We start from the raw sequence: 16,373 nt of genomic DNA, 5'->3' as shown, positions 1-16,373 counted from the left end.
GAAACTCCGGATGTGGTACATAGCGCACCACGAATTGCACATGGGTCGGCAGCACGTTGCTGGCACGACTCTGTGACGACGTCTACGGCCTCTTTTTGGTGACTGTACCGCGCAAGCGTTGCCGATGTGTTCCTGCATCGAGCGGTGCACTGTACAAGGGGTTTGGGTGTAGGCAACCAAGAATTAATTCCGACTGGGCGACAAAAACCATGACAGACTTATCCATCTACCGAAATATTGGCATCTTTGCACACGTTGATGCCGGTAAGACAACGACGACTGAGCGTATCCTTAAGCTAACCGGTAAAATCCACAAGACCGGTGAAGTCCATGATGGTGCCGCAACCACCGATTTCATGGAGCAGGAGCAGGAGCGTGGTATCACCATTCAATCGGCAGCAACGACCTGCTTCTGGGATGACCATCGCTTAAACATTATTGATACTCCTGGACACGTCGATTTTACGGTTGAGGTGTACCGGTCACTGAAAGTTTTGGATGGCGGCGTCGGTGTTTTTTGCGGATCAGGTGGCGTTGAGCCTCAGTCAGAAACTAACTGGCGCTACGCTAATGATTCAGAGGTTTCTCGCCTTATCTTCGTCAACAAACTTGATCGCATCGGTGCTGACTTTTACCGAGTTGTAGATCAGGTACGAAATGTATTGGGTGCAAACCCGTTAGTGATGACACTGCCTATCGGCACTGAGGACGAGTTCACCGGTGTGGTCGATATTCTGACTCAAAAGGCATACATCTGGGACGACTCAGGCTTGCCCGAAAACTACGAAGTGACCGATATTCCCGCTGATTTGGTCGACGACGCTGCAATGTACCGCGAACAGCTCATCGAAGCCGCGGTGGAGATGGACGATGACGTCATGATGGCCTATATGGAGGGTGAAGAGCCCTCTATGGACGACATCAAGCGCTGCATCCGAGAGGGTACGCGTAGACTGCACTTTTTCCCCACTTATTGTGGTTCGGCGTTTAAGAACAAGGGCATTCAGCTGGTACTCAACGCGGTTGTTGACTACCTGCCAAGCCCCACGGAAGTGGATCCGCAGGATCTGACCGACGAGGAGGGCAATGCTACCGGCGAAAAGGCGATAGTCTCGACCGAAGAGCCGTTTCGAGCGCTGGCGTTCAAAATCATGGATGATCGCTTCGGTGCACTGACTTTCATTCGGGTCTACTCGGGGCAGATTAAAAAAGGCGACACCATTCTCAACTCTGCGACTGGGAAAACCGAGCGCGTCGGCCGAATGGTTGAAATGCACGCCGATGAGCGCAACGAAATCGATAGGGCGCAAGCGGGTGACATTTTTGCCTGCGTAGGCATGAAAAACGTCCAGACGGGTCACACCCTGTGCAGCACCGCAGAGCCCTGCACCCTTGAGGCGATGGTATTCCCAGAGCCCGTTATTTCTATCGCGGTGGCCCCTAAGGATAAGGCCGGTACAGAAAAAATGGGTGTTGCAATCGGTAAGATGATTGCAGAGGACCCCTCTTTCCGCGTCGAGACCGACGAGGATTCAGGAGAGACCATTCTCAAGGGAATGGGTGAGCTCCACCTGGACATTAAAGTCGATATTTTAAAGCGAACCTATGGCGTCGAGCTTGATGTGGGTCAGCCACAGGTGGCTTACCGCGAGACAATCACCAGCGCGATCGAGGATTCTTACACTCATAAGAAGCAGTCGGGCGGTTCAGGTCAATTCGGAAAGATCGATTACAAAATTATTCCTGGTGAGCCAGGCAGCGGTTACCAGTTTAAGTCAAGCGTTGTCGGCGGCAACGTACCCAAGGAATTCTTCCCAGCAATTGAGAAGGGCTTCCGAGTCATGATGGAAGAGGGCCCTCTGGCTGGATTCCCCGTACTCGACGTTGCAGTGGAGCTTCATGACGGTGGTTTCCACGCGGTCGACTCCTCGGCGATTGCCTTTGAGTTGGCGGCCAAGGGTGCTTACCGGCAGTCAATGCCTAAGGCGAGCCCTCAGCTGATTGAACCGGTGATGAAAGTTGACGTGTTTGCTCCTGAAGATAATGTTGGAGATGTCATTGGTGACTTGAATCGACGTCGAGGCATGATCAAGGATCAAGACTCAACGCCTACGGGTATTCGTATCAAGGCCGACGTGCCGCTGGCAGAGATGTTTGGATATATCGGGCACCTGAGAACAATAACCTCGGGACGTGGTCAGTTCTCTATGGAATTCTCCCACTACCTACCTTGCCCTGCATCTGTCTCGGAGAAGGTGATTGTGGAAGAGAAAGAGCGACGAGCCGCTAAAGCATAATAAGCGCCTCATAGCAGTAGGACCCGCTCGGCAAGGTCCTACAGTAAAGAAACCCTGCGACGAAACTCGCGGGGTTTTTTTATGGTCGGAATCTGGTAATGATGGAATCCGCGTCGGATGGCACAATGAGCACTTGGTTTCGACCGCACAGGCGCTCTTCAACCGCAGAGGGTTAGAACTTGGACGATCATGACTACATGGCTTTGGCGCTTGAGGCCGCAAGTACTGCTGGCGCCAGGGATGAGGTGCCTGTCGGTGCAGTCTTGGTCGCAGATACTGGAGAGGTTTTAGCCGTGGCGAGTAACGCACAGATCGCGGGTTGCGACCCAACGGCTCATGCAGAAGTACTGGCACTCAGGTCAGCTAGTCAGAAGGTCGCTAATTATCGACTGCCGGGCACCACGCTATACGTGACCTTGGAACCCTGCACCATGTGTTGTGGTGCTCTGATTCACGCTCGGGTTCAGCGGTTGGTGTTTGCCGCTCGTGAGCCTAAAGCGGGCGCTGTGGTCAGCACGGCCTCAACCTTCAACAATCCAGCCCTGAATCACCGTGTGGAGTGGACAGAGGGTGTCGCCAGCGACGCGTCTGCGAATTTACTTCGACAGTTCTTCCAAGGCCGGCGAGATCGTCACCGGAATAGTAAGTCGGGTTCTTCAATTTAAGTGCCGCGAGCAGTGGTCTCTACGAGAGTCATGGGAGTGCGGCCGCGGCTTGAGTGTTCCGTGCTTACGCCGTAAAAGGGCCAGGGGCCCAAAGGTGCGACATCAGATATTGAAAAATGAACAAAAATCCGTTGCCAATGTTGGTGCCCAGGGTCAGGCTAAGCCTCATTCTCAAGTGCCGTGCTCGAGGTTTATAGCCAGTGGAACGCGTTGCCAATTATCGACTGACCGATGCTCATATTAAGAAAGCGCTTAACGCGGCGGCAGATAGCGATACCCGCGTTGCGGAAGCCCTAAATCTTGTTGGCTTCCCCCCCGCTCGGAAGCGAGCCCATGGCTTCGATTCGCTGGCTAAAATAGTGGTGGGGCAACAGGTATCGACTCGAGCTGCAGAGGCAATCACGCAACGTTTAGTGGCATCACTCAACGGTCAACTCGAGCCCGGAGTGCTTTTGTCCCGTGATGAGGAGGCCCTGCGTGCCGCAGGTTTGTCCCGTCAAAAAGTCTCGTATCTGCGCAGTTTAGCTACTGCTGTTGTCGAGGATGATTTACCGCTACTAGATTTACCGAAAATGTCTGATGAGGAGGTGTTAGAGCGCATCACCGCAATCCGCGGCTTCGGTGCTTGGTCGGCCCAAATGTATCTGATGTTTTCTTTGGGCCGCACCGATATCTGGCCTAGCGGTGATCTTGCCGTGCGGGTTGGTTTCGGGCGCCTTTTGGGTCTTTCCGAGCGGCCAACTTCGAAGCAAACTGAGAGTTTGGCAGAGCCTTTCTCTCCCCATAAAAGCGCGCTGGCTTTGTTGTGTTGGCACTATTATTCGAACGTGCCTCAAGACGCTGCTTAGGTATTGAGGTTTGGTGGTTGGGGGTCACTTCGCACTGGTCACTACAGGGCGATCGGCAGCGCCAATGCTGAGTTATTCCCGGCCATCTCCGCGACATTGATCGGGGGCTGGATGCGTTCATCCGCCACAGCCATCAGCTGTAGGGTAGAGTAATACTGACGAATGTTGTCGACATAAGTGACCGCCTCATTACCCCGGGCAAAGCCAAATCGTGTGCTGGGATAAACGTCAGGGTTTTGGAGCTTGGGTAATTGCGAGCGTACATCGGACCAAATATGGGGGTTAAGACCCTTTTTTTCGGCGATCACTCTAGCGTCTTCAAGGTGGCCTAGCCCGATATTATAGGCCGCGAGTGCCATCCACAGCCGATGCGGTTGCTCAATGTCGGCAGGAAGGCGCCTCAGGAGATTTTTGATGAAGCGCGCACCGCCTCGCAGGCTTTGTTGGGGGTCCCTGCGGTCAACAACATTTAACTCTTTGGCCGTATTGCGTGTCAGCATCATCATCCCCTCAACCCCTGTTCTGGATCTGGCGGTAGGGTTCCAATGTGACTCTTGATAGGAAACAGCGGCTAACAGACGCCAATCCATTTGATATTCAGTGGCAACTCTTTCAATAAGGGGCTGCCACTTAGGGAGCACGCTCTCGACCCGCCGGTTGAAGGTAAACGCGCCCATTCTCGATGAGAAGCGCGTCGTTCCAAAATGCCGTTCACGGATTTTCTCGAGCTCTCCTGATTGCCGCGCCGCTGCGAGAAATAGATTGATATCGGCCTGCAGGGCGCTAGCTCCTGAAATATTGGGCAGATACCAAGCGATAGATTCCTCCACTTCAAGATCAAGTGCCGCAACTAAACGTGGGTAAAGCTGTTGTTGAAGCCGAAATTCAGCCGCCCCCAGCACGGCGAGCTCGGCCTTCTCCTCCGTGACCAGTTGCATCAGTTCTAGAGTGTCGCCTATTTGCACCTCGCGCCAAGTAAGCAATGGTACTTGCTCTTTGAGGTTTTCTAACACTTCGATGTGACTACTGCCGCTCAGAACAATCACATCTCTCTGACTCAAATCTGCCAAACGGCGAGGGCGGCGCTTGCCGCTTTTATAGATGACCACTGGGCGCTGCTGTAGGTAGGGAGCCGTCGCTAAAAGTGTCCCAGCTTGCTTACTGTTAATGGCCATTCCTGCGGCACCCAGGTGAACTTGGCCCTGGTCGAGTTGAAGGATGAATTCCTCTAAGGTAAACGCCACTTCGACGCGCAGGGTGTAGCCCCGGGCAGTGGCGTAGGCCTTGATCAGGTCATATTCAAAGCCAGAGGCCTGATCACCGTCAAAATAATAGGTCGTTGGGCTGTTTCTCGTCACCACAACAAGCTCACGATTCCCCGCAAGCTCTTGGAAAATGTCGTCCTCGCTACAGCCCCACAGCGAGATCAACACTAGCGACATGGCAATGATTTTAAAAAAACTCATGGTCCTAGTGTAACGTGTGCGATAAACCGCTGTCCGATGTGTTGATGCCTCGTCGCCACAGGTATACTGCTGCCTCCCAAAGCTGGAGGTACAACATGTTTACTCTTCCCGGATCTTCCGCGCTGACTTCGCCGCGATTTATGGCATTGGCGAACGCATTGAGGGCTTTCGATCCAGGGCTGCAGCTTGAGGATGCTTACTTTGTTTATGCGATTGCTCACCAGGGGGAAGTCAATCGAGCCGAGCTAGCGCGGTTGCTGCAACCCAGCACGGCCGAGATCGCACGGGAAACGCTTGCTGCGGATGAAAATTGTCTGATTGTTGTACCTCGATTGGGCACCATCTCTCCTTGGTCAAGTAAAGCGACGGATATTGCTCACAATTGTGGTTTTACCGGCATCGAGCGCATAGAACGCGGTACTTGCTACGTTATTCAAGGCCTAGCTGAGCTGCCCCAGACCCACCTGATTGCGCTCAATGGTTTGTTGCATGACAGAATGGTGGAGTCTGTTTTGGCAAGTGCAGTGGGGTTAAAGCAGCTTTTTCAAAGTGCCCAGCCAGCTCGGTTTAATCGAGTGGCCGTTCTTGAGCGGGGACACGAGGCACTACGTGACGCCAATGAACAACTAGGTCTCGCCCTTGCAGAGGATGAAATTGACTATCTAGTCAGCGCTTTTCAGGATCTCAATCGCGATCCCAGTGATATTGAACTCATGATGTTCGCTCAGGCCAATTCAGAACACTGCCGGCACAAAATTTTTAATGCGAGCTGGACGATTGATGGTGCGGATTGTGAGCATTCATTGTTTGGCATGATTAGACATACCCACCATGTCGGGGGGCAGGGAGTGCTCTCTGCTTACTCTGACAATGCTGCTGTTGTAGCGGGTCACGAGGGTGGGCGCTGGTTTCCCGACCCGGACAGCGGCGAATACGCTTATCACGAGGAACCTATTCATCTTTTGATGAAAGTTGAGACCCACAATCACCCGACCGCCATTGCACCTTTTGCGGGGGCAGCAACTGGGTCAGGTGGCGAAATTCGGGACGAGGGTGCCGTGGGGCGAGGTTCAAAGCCTAAGGCGGGCCTTGCTGGTTTTACGGTTTCGCACCTTGAGATACCCGATCAGCCCCAACCTTGGGAGCTGGGCTATGGTCGCCCCGGAAGAATTGTCTCACCCCTGCAGATTATGCTTGACGGCCCCATCGGTGCGGCGGCTTTTAATAACGAGTTTGGGCGACCCAACCTTGCAGGATATTTTCGAACCTTTGAAGTGGCCACTGACCAAGGCGTCAAGGGCTACCACAAGCCCATAATGATCGCGGGTGGCTTTGGCAACATTCGAGAAGAACACGTTCAAAAAGGCGGTTTTGAGCCGGGGGCCCACTTGGTAGTGTTGGGTGGTCCTGCCATGTTAATTGGTCTAGGCGGTGGCGCCGCATCGTCTATGGCTAGCGGCGAAAGCGATGAAGCGCTCGATTTTGCTTCCGTACAGCGCCATAACCCAGAAATGGAGCGACGCTGCCAGGAGGTGATCGATCGTTGCTGGGCGCTGGGCGAAGACAGCCCAATTGCTTTTATTCATGACGTGGGCGCGGGTGGGCTCAGTAATGCCCTGCCTGAATTGGTCAAAGATGGTGGGCGCGGTGGCAGTATCGATCTGCGCAGTATTCCCAGTGATGAGCCGGGCATGAGTCCCTTAGAAATTTGGTGTAACGAAGCGCAAGAGCGTTACGTGCTTGCTATCGAGCCCGAGCATTTAGCCCGCTTTGAGGCAATTTGTCAGCGTGAGCGCTGTCCTTACGCGGTTGTGGGTCAGGCCACTGAAAATCTGCATCTCGAAGTGGCAGACAGTCAATTCGAAGATAGCCCTGTTGATTTGCCCATGGGACTGCTTTTTGGCAAGCCGCCTAAAATGCATCGCGAGGCTCAGAGGGGTGTTTCCTGCGGTGATGATTTTGTGGCGGAGTTGCGCCCAGCTGAAGCGTTGCAGCGGGTCCTGCAGTTTCCGGCGGTCGGATCAAAAAGCTTTTTGATAACAATTGGTGATCGATCGGTCACGGGTTTGGTCGCCAGAGATCAAATGGTGGGTCCGTGGCAGGTTCCTGTTGCAGATTGTGCCGTGACGACGGTGTCTATGGATTCCCATCTTGGCGAAGCTATGAGCATGGGAGAGCGCACGCCGGTAGCCTTGCTCAGTGGGCCGGCTTCAGCGCGGCTATCCATCGCCGAGGCCATTACCAATATTCTTGCTTCCCCCGTAGCGAAGCTGTCCGATATTCGGTTGTCGGCCAATTGGATGTGCGCTGCTGGTCACGGTGATAATGACGCGATTTTGTTCGACACCGTAAAGGCGGTGGGCCTGGAATTTTGCCCCCAGTTGGGTATTACGGTGCCTGTTGGTAAAGACTCTATGTCCATGCGAACCAGTTGGCAGGAGCAGGGCGCAGAGAAGTCTGTGACGGCGCCAGTGTCACTTATTGTCTCTGCTTTTGCCCCTGTTGGGGATGTAAGGACGACGCTCACTCCTGAACTGGTAGCTGATGAAAATACCGAACTCCTACTGGTCGATTTAGGTCATGGTAAAAATCGCTTGGGCGGTTCTGTTCTCGCCCAGTGCTGGGGTGCGTTGGGTTCTGAAGTGCCCGATGTTGACGCGGCAGACTTAAAAGCGCTTTTTGAGTTTATTTCTCAGCTTAAATCTAGAGATCTGATTCTCGCCTACCATGATCGCTCAGATGGCGGATTAATAACGACCTTGCTAGAAATGGCTTTTGCTGCGCGCTGTGGACTCAACATAGCGGTAGCAGAGGAGGGTTCTGCGGCTTTGGCAGCGTTGTTCAATGAAGAGATTGGCGTTGTATTACAGGTTAACGGCGCCGATGTGCACGCCATCGAGGCGCTGGCGATTGAAGTGGGCTTGGGTGGGTGTGTACATCGCATCGCTTCGCCGCGTTTGGATCAGCGCGTAGTGGTTAATTCGCCTGGGTTTGAGTTGATCGATAGTCAGCGGGGTGCGCTACAGCAGCTCTGGAGCTCTACCAGCCATCAGGTCCAACGGTTACGCGATAACCCCGAGTGCGCTGATCAGGAGTTCGAAAATATCCTGCAGGAGGATCCTGGGCTGTCAGCGGAACTTACCTTTGAGCCTGGTAATGATACCGCCGCGCCGTTTATCGCGACCGGCGCCTCGCCGCGGGTGGCTATCCTCCGAGAGCAGGGCGTCAATGGCCAGTCTGAGATGGCGGCGGCTTTTCATCGCGCCGGTTTTACCACGGTCGATGTTCACATGAGTGACTTGTTACAGGGCTCCGTCACTTTAGATGGGTTTAGAGGCTTTGCTGCCTGCGGTGGGTTTTCCTACGGTGATGTCCTGGGCGCCGGGGAAGGCTGGGCGAAAACGATTTTATTTAACTCCGAACTGCGTGAGGCGTTCTCGACATTTTTTGAGCGCCCTGACACGTTTAGCCTAGGGGTGTGCAACGGTTGCCAAATGTTGTCCAATTTGAGCGAATTGATTCCGGGAGCCAGCCATTGGCCGCGGTTCGCTCGCAATACCTCTGAGCAGTACGAAGCACGGCTTACTATGGTGCGGATCGAAGACAGTCCTTCAGTGCTGTTATCAGAGATGGCAGGGTCGATGTTGCCTATCGTGGTGGCTCATGGGGAGGGGCGCGCTCAGTTTGCCAGCGATGAACGATTGACTGCAGCTAACAGCTCGGGTTCCGTGAGCTTGCGCTATGTTGACCATTCGGGCTCAGTGACCCAGCGCTATCCTTACAACCCTAACGGCTCGCCCTCAGGTATCGCCGGCCTGAGCAGCATGGATGGGCGCGTGACGATTATGATGCCGCACCCCGAGCGTGTGTTTCGAACATCACAGATGTCATGGGCGCCTAATGAATGGCAAGAAGACTCAGGATGGATGCGACTATTTCGCAACGCCAGGGCATGGTTAGGTTGAAATATCCCACTGGCGTCCCCACCTCTATCTATTAATAAGGGCGCACAATCGCTAAACTGCGCGCCAATCAAGTAGCGGCCCTGCGAATCGCGTAGGGCTCGCCACGACACAACTTTACGAGACTGCGATGCTCAATCGTTATTCCCTTTGGAAAAACCTTTCAATACTCTGCGTGGCACTGTTTGGCTTGTATTACGCCGCGCCCAATTTATATGCCCCTGATCCCGCCTTGCAGATTGGCGGAGCGAGTGGCTCTCAGGAAATTGACTACCAAGTGCTGGAGCGTGCGAGTGACGCGTTACAGGCCGCAGACATTGAGCACTTTGGTGAACAAATACAGCCCTCGGGTAAAACAGCGTTGATACGCCTGCTGCAGCGAGATGATCAACTTCGGGCTCAGGCAATATTGGGTCGCGAGTTGGGTGACGCCTACATTATTGCTTTAAACCTTGCGCCAACCACGCCTGAATGGCTCAAGCGTGGCGGTGCACAACCGATGAAGCTGGGACTTGATCTCAGCGGTGGTGTGCATTTTAAACTCGAGGTAGACGTGGCTGCAGCCAAGGAGCGGCGCCTGGAAACCTATGAATCCGGCATTAAGCGTGCGCTCAGAGAGGCGCGCGTTCGCGGGTTGGTGCGCCTTCAAGGGCAGCGGGTTGGCATGAGTTTTTTGAGTGAAGCCGTTCGTGAAGATGCGCGGAAAATCACCGCAGATCTTTATCCCGAGCTGTTGCTGGATCGTGTTGATGGTGTCGATAAATGGGAACTGTTTGCTGAGGTGACCGATGCGACGATGAAGGAGGTTGTGGATTACGCCGTTGACCAAAACCTCACAACCATTCGCAATCGGGTAAACGAGCTTGGGGTTTCTGAGCCCCTGGTCCAAAAACAAGGGTCGAACCGCATTGTGGTTGAGTTGCCGGGTATTCAGGATACCGCTGAGGCTAAGAGAATTTTGGGCAAAGTTGCCAATCTCGAGTTTCGACTGGTCGCAGAGACCAACGCCCCTGTCACTGAGCGGCAGCGCTTTGAGTACCGTAGTGATGCCAGGGAGGGCATGACAGAGTGGCTTGAACGCGAGGTGATAATCACGGGCGAGCGGGTCTCCAATGCGGCGGCAGGTTTTGACCAGAATAATCAGCCTAATGTTTCCATTACATTGGATGGCGAGGGCGGCATGCTCATGTCCCGCTCTACGCGCAACAACATAAAGCGAAGAATGGGCGTTTTATTTATTGAGCGTAAATATCGAACACGGTACGAGCAAGACGAGAAGGGTGACGAGGTTGTCGTCAGGGTTCCATACGACGAAAAGAAATTGCTCACCGCTCCTGTTATTCAATCGGCTCTCGGTGCATCGTTTCAGATCACCGGCCTCGACTCCCCCGGGGAAGCCTCGGAGCTCGCGCTAATGCTTAGAGCGGGTGCTCTTGCCGCGCCGATTACCTTTGTTGAGGAGCGAACAGTGGGCCCCTCTTTGGGGGCTGAAAATATCGCGTTGGGTGTGAAGTCGGTGCAGATTGGTCTCGCCTTGGTTGTCATCTTTATGGTGCTTTACTATCGGGTCTTTGGCATTACAGCGGTAATAGCCCTTACCACCAACCTCGTATTGCTGCTAGCGTTCATGTCTCTCTTGGGGGCTACGCTGACCTTGCCAGGCATCGCAGGTATTGTGTTAACCGTGGGTATGGCGGTCGATGCTAACGTGCTCATTTTTGCGCGAATACGAGAGGAGTTAGCTCGACGCATGTCGCCTCAAATGGCTATCAATGCAGGTTTTGAGCGCGCTGTAGCAACGATTCTTGATGCCAATATCACCACGCTTATTGTTGCGGTCATTTTGTATGCTGTCGGCACAGGGCCGATTAAGGGCTTCGCCGTCACCTTGTCTCTAGGTATTATTACATCGATGTTTACGGCCATCTTGGGCACCCGAGCCCTCGTCAATCTTATCTATGGAGGTCGTCGAGTCGATACTTTATCGATTGGCCCCCTACCAAAACGCGATGCTGAGGAGGCTCAAGTATGAAGATTCTTCCCTTCATGGCGTGGCGGCGCTTTGCTGCTGGCTTTTCTCTATTGGCAATGCTGCTGGCTGGCGGTGCTTTGGCGACTAAATCTCTGAACTGGGGGCTGGACTTTACTGGCGGAACCCTCGTCGAGGTTGAGTATGGCAACACCGCAAACTTATCAGAGGTCCGTAAGACTTTAGAAGCAAACGGGTATGAAGGCGTTGTTGTCGTCGCTTTTGGCACAGATCGAGACGTGTTGATCCGGCTGCCAATTAGCTACTCCGATGAGCAAGGGGTGGCCATGGTGGATGTACTACGCAGTGCTTCAAGTTCCCCGATCGAATTGCGCCGCATGGAGTTTGTGGGTCCTGCTGTCGGAGAGGAGCTGCGTGAGCAGGGGGGGCTGGCAATGCTGCTCGCCCTTGGCCTGGTAATGTTGTACGTAGGCTTTCGATTCCAATTCAAATTTGCTGTGGGCGCTGTGATGGCACTGGCGCATGATGTTTTGTTTGTGCTGGGCTTCTTTTCTCTGATGGGGCTAGAGTTTGATCTGACGGTTCTTGCTGCGATTCTTGCGGTTATCGGCTACTCGCTCAATGACACAATCGTTGTAGCCGACCGCATCCGAGAGAACTTCCGCAAACTGCGTCGAATGGGGCCGACTGAGGTCATCGATATTTCTCTGACCGAAACTCTAGGCCGAACGCTAGTGACATCGTTAACAACACTTCTGGTGTTGCTTGCATTAGCCATTTTCGGTGGGGAAATGATTCACGGTTTCGCCTTGGCGCTACTCGCAGGTGTCGCTATTGGTACGTACTCATCAATCTACGTGTCGGCGACAATTTTGTTGGCTATGGGCGTCAGTAAGGAAGACGTAGCCATTCCTATCAAAGAAGGCGGCAGCGAAGACGGCTCACAAGTTTAGGCTTAACGCGCTAACGCAACACTGGACCCACGGTGGACAGCAGTTGTTTGAAGACTTTTGGGTTGCCGCACACCACTTGTCCATTGTCTAGGTAACGCTCTGAGCCATTGAGGTCAGCAATGAGTCCGCCGGCTTCTTTAACTAACAGTGCTCCTGCGGCAATGTCCCAGCGTTCTAGGCCTGTTTCCCAAAACCCGTCGAACCGTCCTGCAGCAACGTAGGCCAGGTCTAATGCCGCTGCGCCTGCTCTTCGGATGCCCATACATTGGCCGGCAAGCTCAGCCAGCGTTTGCGTGTATTGGGGGAGCCGCTGTTGTTCGTGCCCCAAAAATGGAATTCCGGTGCCTAACAAACATTCCCGCAGGTCAGAGCGACTGCTGACACGCAGGCGGTGGCCGTTCAACTGCGCGCCACGCCCGCGAGAAGCGGTAAATTCTTCCCGTCGAACTGGGTCGAGCACCACCGAATGCGACAAACGGCCATTTACGATACAGGCAATCGACACGCAATAATGGGGTATCCCTCGCATAAAATTACTGGTGCCATCGAGAGGGTCTATTACCCAGAGATGATCTGACTTTGCATTGCCGGTTTGACCGCTTTCCTCAGCTAAGAATGCATGGTCTGGATAGGCTTTGCCCAGCTGATAAAGTATTTCTTGTTCTGCCGCGATGTCGACTTCGGTGACATAATCAGCGACGCCTTTCGCTTGATGCCCCACGCGATCAAGTTCATCTGAGGCTCTTACGATTAGGTCGCCAGCTTTGCGGGCGGCTCGTAGAGCGATGGTGACCATCGGTTCCATGGTGATTTCTCCAAAGACGGGTAGATTACCGACCCGTAACGGGGGCGAAGCATAGCAGGGGCAGCGTGACCTGTTCAGTGCTTTGTTACACTCTGCGGCCTTTTTTACTTTCGAGAACAGCAATTTCCATGGCAATAAATAATATTCGGGTCGTTCTTGTGCATACGAGCCACCCCGGCAACATCGGTGGCGTCGCAAGAGCTATGAAAAATATGGGCCTCACGCGACTCACATTGGTCAAGCCTAAAGAGTTTCCGGCACCCGAAGCGCTCTGGCGGGCCGCTTCTGCGGAGGACGTTTTGGCAAACGCGACGGTCGTAGAAACTGTCGAGGAAGCCGTCAAAGGGGCTCAATTTGTTGTAGGTACCAGTGCGCGGGAACGCCGTATTCCCTGGCCGCTTCAAGATGCTCGTCATTGTGGTGAGCGACTCTATCACCACGCGATACAAGGCGAGGAGGTGGTGATTCTTTTTGGTCGAGAGGACCGTGGATTGCTCAATGAGGAGTTGGAGCTTTGTAATCTCCATTGCCATATACCGACTCACGAATCTTATCCGTCTTTAAACTTAGCCATGGCCGTGCAGATTGTGGCCTACGAAATACGGATGACTCAGTTGGCGGGGAGTACCGCGACCGAGGAGGATGCCGCTTGGGATACGCCTTTTGCGTCAGCAGAGGATATGGCTCGCTTTTATGTGCATTTGGAGCAAACGCTCATAGATATTAAGTTCCTTGACCCCAAAGCCCCTCGCCAGCTAATGAGACGTTTGAAGCGCCTGTACAACCGCGTGCGCCTCGATGACATGGAATTAAATATCTTGCGCGGTATTCTCGCTGAGACACAAAAACAGGTGCCAAAGGAAGGTAAGTAAAGCCCCACCAAATTAGTTGGTTTTTTACTTGAGTGTTTTAGTGGGTTTTGTCAAAATGCACCCAAGGAGGGCGCATGAAACTTACAACCCGAGGACGATATGCCGTGACGGCGATGCTCGATCTGGCGATAAATGGCGAGGAAAAGCCGGTTTCATTGGCGGATATCTCCGGTCGCCAAGAAATTTCGCTATCCTATCTGGAGCAACTGTTTGCCAAGCTCCGACGCGAGGACTTGGTCACCAGCGTGCGGGGGCCCGGTGGGGGTTACCGCCTAGCCCGTGACCGAACGACGTTGTTCGTGGCTGAAATCATCGATGCCGTAGACGAGTCTGTCGATGTGACAAATTGTAATGGCAAGGGTAACTGCCATCATGGCGAGGTCTGTTTGACCCACGACCTATGGCAGGACCTCAGCGATAGGATTCACGGCTTTTTAAGCGGTATCAGTCTGGCAGATCTCGTGGACAATCGAGCGGGTAAGGCAAGGCTAGGTGCTAACGAAACCGTGCAAAAATTAATTCTGCAGTAAGGACACTTTTGTAATGAATGCGCAAGTCAATACGCCCATTTACCTCGACTACCTGTCAACTACTCCGGTAGACCCTCGCGTTGCTGATGCCATGTCAGAGTGCTTATCTATGGAGGGTACTTTTGGTAACCCGGCATCTCGTTCCCATGTATTTGGTTGGAAGGCCGAAGAAGCGGTCGAAAATGCCAGGGCGCAAATAGCTGACCTGATAAACGCCGACCCAAGAGAAATTGTATGGACCTCAGGTGCAACTGAGTCTGACAATCTCGCTATTAAAGGAGCTGCGCACTTTTATCGTAAGAAAGGCCAACACATCATCACCTCCAAGATAGAGCACAAAGCGGTGCTTGATACCTGCCGTCAGCTTGAGCGCGAAGGGTTCGAGGTAACTTATCTTGAGCCCAATAAGGCTGGTTTGACCACACCAGAATCCGTGCAGGCAGCCATTCGTCCCGACACGGTCGTAGTAAGCGTTATGCACGCAAACAACGAAATTGGCGTCGTTAATGACATTGCTGGTATTGGTGAAGTCTGTCGCGCGGCGGGTGTTATTTATCATGTAGATGCGGCTCAGAGCACGGGTAAGGTGCCTCTCGATATGGAGGTGATGAAAGTTGATTTGCTCTCCATGAGTGCGCACAAAATGTATGGCCCTAAAGGTGTAGGGGCGTTGTATGTTCGCCGCAAGCCAAGGGTTCGGCTCGAAGCGCAAATGCACGGCGGTGGCCATGAGCGGGGTATGCGCTCAGGGACACTGGCAACCCATCAGGCGGTTGGATTCGGTGAGGCGGCGCGAATTGCCAAAGAAGAAATGGTTGATGAAACCCAGCGGCTGATGGGTTTGCGGGCCCGCTTTTGGGATGGCCTGAAAGACCTGCAAGAGGTTCACATCAATGGTGATGTAGATCGCCGCTTGCCCGGCGCACTCAATGTCAGCTTTGCCTTTGTCGAAGGTGAGTCGCTTTTGATGTCGCTGAAGGACTTGGCGTTGTCATCAGGGTCTGCTTGTACCTCTGCCAGCTTGGAGCCGTCATACGTTTTGCGCGCCCTAGGGCTGAATGATGAGCTTGCCCATAGCTCACTGCGCTTTAGCTTCGGACGATTTACCTCCGAGGCAGATATTGATCACGCGATTACGCAGGTACGACGCGCGGTCGAAAAATTACGGGAATTGTCGCCGCTTTGGGATATGTACCAAGATGGCGTTGACTTAAATTCTATCGAATGGTCAGCACACTAGATTTCACACTAGCATTGCAGTTTTAAAAGGAGAGCGTCGTGGCTTACAGTGAGAAGGTTATAGATCACTACGAAAACCCCAGGAACGTAGGTAAGTTTGATGATTCAGACGAAAGTGTAGGCACTGGCATGGTGGGAGCCCCCGCTTGCGGTGATGTCATGCGTCTACAAATCAAGGTTAATGATAATGGGGTCATCGAGGACGCCAAGTTCAAAACCTACGGCTGTGGCTCAGCGATTGCATCCAGTTCATTGCTGACTGAATGGGTCAAAGGACGTAAGTTAGAGGACGCCGAGCAGATCACAAACACCGAAATAGCACAGGAATTGGCACTGCCACCGGTGAAGATTCATTGCTCGGTGCTCGCGGAGGACGCCATTAAAGCGGCCGTAAAGAATTTTCGAGAAAAGCAGGACGACTGATGACTATTGCAGTCACAGAACAGGCAGCGGGGCATGTGCAGCGGCAGCTAGCTGCTCGTGGTCGTGGAGAGGGCATCCGAATCGCGGTTAAAACGTCTGGCTGTTCGGGGCTAGCCTACGTGCTTGAGTTCGTCGATGCCGCCGAGAGTACAGATACCGTTTTCGAAGATTTTGGCGTCAAGCTATTCATCGACCCCAAGAGTTTGGTGTATCTCGACGGCACGATCGTTGACTATGCTAAAGAGGGGCTCAATGAGGGGCTGGAGTTCCGCAATCCTAATGTGGCTGGCGAGTGCGGCTGTGGTGAGAGTTTCACCGTCTAG

Annotated in this window: 13 protein-coding genes; 11 read left to right on the top strand and 2 right to left on the bottom strand. The window is 53.4% G+C overall.

What is annotated here, in order from left to right:
- Positions 1-209: 209 nt before the first annotated feature.
- The 3 genes from fusA (at position 210) to ACMAZB_RS10665 (ending at position 3,810) form a co-directional block, all read left to right on the top strand.
- The gene (fusA, locus tag ACMAZB_RS10675) at positions 210-2,297 is read left to right on the top strand and encodes an elongation factor G (protein ID WP_435217066.1); all 2,088 of its coding nucleotides are present in this window, start codon (positions 210-212) and stop codon (positions 2,295-2,297) included.
- A 179-nt stretch (positions 2,298-2,476) separates the two neighbouring features.
- On the top strand, positions 2,477-2,962 hold the full coding sequence (gene tadA / locus ACMAZB_RS10670) for a tRNA adenosine(34) deaminase TadA (protein WP_435217064.1): 486 nt from the start codon (positions 2,477-2,479) through the stop codon (positions 2,960-2,962).
- A gap of 200 nt (positions 2,963-3,162) precedes the next feature.
- Entirely contained in the window at positions 3,163-3,810 is a 648-nt protein-coding gene (locus ACMAZB_RS10665; protein WP_435217062.1) for a DNA-3-methyladenine glycosylase family protein, read from the top strand.
- Between the two features lie 41 nt (positions 3,811-3,851).
- On the opposite strand, the gene mltF is transcribed toward ACMAZB_RS10665, so the two are convergent.
- Complete coding sequence (mltF, locus tag ACMAZB_RS10660; RefSeq protein ID WP_435217060.1) at positions 3,852-5,276, bottom strand: membrane-bound lytic murein transglycosylase MltF; 1,425 nt, start codon at positions 5,274-5,276, stop codon at positions 3,852-3,854.
- 95 nt (positions 5,277-5,371) lie between these two features.
- Between mltF and purL the strand changes: the two genes are divergently transcribed.
- The 3 genes from purL (at position 5,372) to secF (ending at position 12,181) form a co-directional block, all read left to right on the top strand.
- Positions 5,372-9,241, top strand: a complete 3,870-nt coding sequence (gene purL, locus ACMAZB_RS10655; RefSeq protein ID WP_435217058.1) for a phosphoribosylformylglycinamidine synthase — start codon at positions 5,372-5,374, stop codon at positions 9,239-9,241.
- Between the two features lie 127 nt (positions 9,242-9,368).
- On the top strand, positions 9,369-11,270 hold the full coding sequence (gene secD, locus ACMAZB_RS10650; RefSeq protein WP_435217056.1) for a protein translocase subunit SecD: 1,902 nt from the start codon (positions 9,369-9,371) through the stop codon (positions 11,268-11,270).
- On the top strand, positions 11,267-12,181 hold the full coding sequence (gene secF, locus ACMAZB_RS10645; RefSeq protein ID WP_435211706.1) for a protein translocase subunit SecF: 915 nt from the start codon (positions 11,267-11,269) through the stop codon (positions 12,179-12,181). Before secD ends, secF begins: the two co-directional genes overlap by 4 nt.
- A 10-nt stretch (positions 12,182-12,191) precedes the next feature.
- Here secF and ACMAZB_RS10640 read toward each other — a convergent pair whose 3' ends face one another.
- Complete coding sequence (locus ACMAZB_RS10640) at positions 12,192-12,986, bottom strand: inositol monophosphatase family protein (protein ID WP_435211704.1); 795 nt, start codon at positions 12,984-12,986, stop codon at positions 12,192-12,194.
- Positions 12,987-13,114: 128 nt separating this feature from the next.
- Between ACMAZB_RS10640 and ACMAZB_RS10635 the strand changes: the two genes are divergently transcribed.
- The 5 genes from ACMAZB_RS10635 to iscA all read left to right on the top strand — a co-directional run bounded on the left by ACMAZB_RS10635 (position 13,115) and on the right by iscA (position 16,373).
- Positions 13,115-13,858, top strand: coding sequence for an RNA methyltransferase (locus tag ACMAZB_RS10635; protein ID WP_435217055.1), 744 nt, complete (start codon positions 13,115-13,117; stop codon positions 13,856-13,858).
- Positions 13,859-13,932: 74 nt separating this feature from the next.
- A complete protein-coding gene (gene iscR / locus ACMAZB_RS10630) occupies positions 13,933-14,388 on the top strand; it encodes a Fe-S cluster assembly transcriptional regulator IscR (RefSeq protein WP_435211700.1) in 456 nt (151 codons plus the stop codon).
- A 13-nt stretch (positions 14,389-14,401) separates the two neighbouring features.
- Positions 14,402-15,628 (top strand): IscS subfamily cysteine desulfurase, encoded by a 1,227-nt coding sequence (locus tag ACMAZB_RS10625; protein WP_435211699.1) that lies wholly within the window; start codon positions 14,402-14,404, stop codon positions 15,626-15,628.
- 38 nt (positions 15,629-15,666) lie between these two features.
- Positions 15,667-16,050, top strand: a complete 384-nt coding sequence (iscU, locus tag ACMAZB_RS10620; protein WP_435217053.1) for a Fe-S cluster assembly scaffold IscU — start codon at positions 15,667-15,669, stop codon at positions 16,048-16,050.
- Positions 16,050-16,373, top strand: coding sequence for an iron-sulfur cluster assembly protein IscA (gene iscA / locus ACMAZB_RS10615; protein WP_435211695.1), 324 nt, complete (start codon positions 16,050-16,052; stop codon positions 16,371-16,373). Before iscU ends, iscA begins: the two co-directional genes overlap by 1 nt.

The organism is Luminiphilus sp. nBUS_07, from assembly GCF_051201685.1.
In the GTDB taxonomy this organism is placed as follows: Bacteria; Pseudomonadota; Gammaproteobacteria; order Pseudomonadales; family Halieaceae; genus Luminiphilus.
The sequence above is the reverse complement of the archived record's forward strand: the minus strand, read 5'-3'. Positions and strand labels throughout refer to the sequence as shown.